General features: G+C 71.9%; 1 pseudogene. It reads left to right on the forward strand.

From position 1 onward, the window contains the following. Window positions 1–19: 19 nt before the first annotated feature. Window positions 20–2916: pseudogene (locus ACFY5B_RS39420) on the forward strand (type I polyketide synthase); the annotation flags it as partial.

The following is a 2916-nucleotide window of genomic DNA, read 5'->3' on the forward strand; positions in this document are numbered from 1 at the left end:
GGAGTGTGGTGCGCATCCGGTGCTGACGGGTGCGGTGCAGGAGACGGCGGAGTCCGCCGGCCGGCAGGTGTGCGCGGTGGGATCCCTGCGCCGTGGCGAGGGTGGTCTGCGCCGTTTCCTGACCTCGGTGGCGGAGGCGTTCGTCCAGGGCGTCGACGTCACCTGGCCGGCCCTGTTCGAGGGCACCGGCGCCCGCACCATCGACCTGCCCACCTACCCCTTCCAACGCCAGCACTACTGGCTCGAGTCGCGTCCTTCCGCGGCGGTTGTTCCGTCGGGGCCGCAGGACGGTCTGTCGTATGAGGTGACGTGGAAGAGTCTGTCGTTGCCGGAGTCGGCGCGACTTGAGGGCCGGTGGCTGCTCGTCGTGCCCGAGCACCTGGACGCGGACGCCACGCGTGTCGCCCACGACATCGAGCAAGCCCTCACCACCCACGGCGCCACCGTGCACACCCTTGCTCTTGACCCCGCCACAGCGGACTTCGACGACCGTTTCAGCGGGATGTCCGAGGAAGTAACGGACGTCACGGGCATCCTGTCACTCCTCGGACTGGCTGTGGGCCCGCACCCGGAGCACGGCGAGGTGCCGCTCGGGGGAGCCGCGTCGCTGACGCTGATGCGCCAAGCCCTGCGAGACGGGTTCGGTGTTCCGGTGTGGGCGGTGACGCGGGGCGCGGTGTCCGTGGTGCCCGGTGAGGTGCCGGAGACGGCGGGTGCGCAACTGTGGGCGCTCGGACAGGTTGCCGCTCTCGAAATCCCCGATCGCTGGGGTGGTCTGATCGATCTCCCGGCGGACGCTGATGCACGGTCGGTGGGTCTGGCGGTCCGGGCGCTGGCCGCCGGGATGGCGGCCGGTGAGGATCAGCTGGCGGTGCGACCCTCGGGCGCCTACGGCCGGCGTCTCGTACGAGCCACTGCCCGCCCGGGACGGAAGGACTGGCGCCCGCCGGGCACGGTGCTGCTGGCCGGGGACCTCGATGCCGTCGGTGAGCCGCTGGCCCGATGGCTGCTCACGGAGGGCGCGGACTGCGTCGTACTCGCCGATCCCGCCCTGACCGAACTCCCGGCCGCGCTCTCGGACGTGGCTCAGCGCGTGACGACCGCTGCGGCGCCCGACCTCGCGGACCGTGCGGTCCTCGCCGCCCTTGTCACTGAGTACGCCCCTGCCATGGTGGTCGTCGTTCCGCCCGCAGTGGAGCTCGCTCCGCTCGAGAGCACGAGCCCGGCCGATCTCGCGGCGGCCGTCGCCGCCAAGTCCGCGACCGCCGCGCACTTCGACGCACTGCTCGACGGGCCACGCGTACCGGAACTGGTACTGATCTCCTCAGTTGCGGGGATCTGGGGTGGTGTCCGGCAGGGTGCGTACGCCGTCGGCGCCGCTCATCTCGATGCCCTGGCCGCCCGCCGCCGGGCCCGGGGTCTGCCGACGGTCTCCGTCGCGTGGACGCCCTGGGCGGGTTCCGTCACCGCGGACGGCTCTGCCGCCGAGTCGCTGCGGCAGTACGGCATCGCTCCGCTGGAGCCCCGGGCGGCGCTCGCGGAGCTGAACCGGGCGCTGGGCAGCGGCGCGGGCAACGCCGCGGTGGCCGACGTCGACTGGGAGCGGTTCCTGGCGTCCTTCACCTCCGTACGTCCCAGCGTCCTCTTCGATGAGCTGCCCGAGGTGCGCCGTCTCCTTGAGGCGGAGGCGGCGGCCATGGCGGACCAGGCCGCCCGGATCGGCGCGCCCGGCGGCACGGAGCTGGCGCGCTCCCTGCGCGACAAGCCCCGGAACGCCCAGCGAAAGGCCCTCCTGGAGCTGGTCACCGCCCATGTGGCGGCCGTACTGGGTGAGGGCGCTCCCGGCGCGATCGACCAGAGTCGGGCGTTCAAGGACATCGGCTTCACCTCCATGACCGCGATGGAACTACGCAACCGGCTCAAGGAGGCCACCGGGCTCACCCTTCCGGCCTCCCTCGTCTTCGACCACCCCCACCCCCGCGCACTCGCCGACCATCTGCGCGAGGAACTACTGGGCGAGGACGATGTGGAACGCACCGACTCCGAGCGGAACGCCCCGAGCGGTCCGCCTCCGGCGGGCCAGGACGAGCCGATCGCCATCATCGGCATGGCCTGCCGCCTCCCCGGAGACGTCGGAACACCCGACGAGCTCTGGGAGCTGCTCGAAACCGGCCGCGACGCCATTACGGACCTGCCCGTCAACCGGGGGTGGGACGTGGCGGGCCTGTACGACCCGGATCCGGACGCGGCGGGGCGTGCCTACGTCCGGGAGGGCGGCTTCCTGCATGACGCGGGGGAGTTCGACGCGGGGTTCTTCGGCGTCTCGCCGCGTGAGGCTCTGGCGATGGACCCACAACAGCGCATCATCCTGGAACTCGCCTGGGAATCGTTCGAACGTGCCGGGCTGGACCCGGCCGGCCGGCGCGGCAGCCGTACCGGCGTGTTCATGGGAACCAACGGCCAGCACTACATGCCGCTGCTGCAGAACGGCAGCGAGAGCTTCGACGGCTACCTCGGCACCGGCAACTCGGCCAGCGTCATGTCGGGCCGCATCTCGTACACCCTCGGCCTGGAGGGGCCGGCGCTGACGGTGGACACGGCGTGTTCGTCGTCGCTGGTCGCGTTGCATCTGGCGGTGCGGGCGCTGCGCAGCGGCGAGTGCGACCTCGCCCTCGCGGGCGGTGCGACCGTGATGTCGACGCCGGAGGTGCTCGTGGAGTTCTCCCGTCAGCGAGCAGTTGCCGCCGACGGCCGCTGCAAGGCGTTCTCCGCCTCGGCCGACGGCTTCGGGCCGGCTGAGGGTGCGGGCGTGCTGCTCGTCGAGCGGTTGTCGGATGCGGTGCGTCATGGGCGTCGGGTGCTGGCGGTGGTGCGTGGTTCGGCGGTCAATCAGGACGGTGCGAGTAATGGGTTGAC

This window comes from Streptomyces sp. NPDC013187, assembly GCF_042899705.1.
Lineage (GTDB): Bacteria > Actinomycetota > Actinomycetes > Streptomycetales > Streptomycetaceae > Streptomyces > Streptomyces hawaiiensis_A.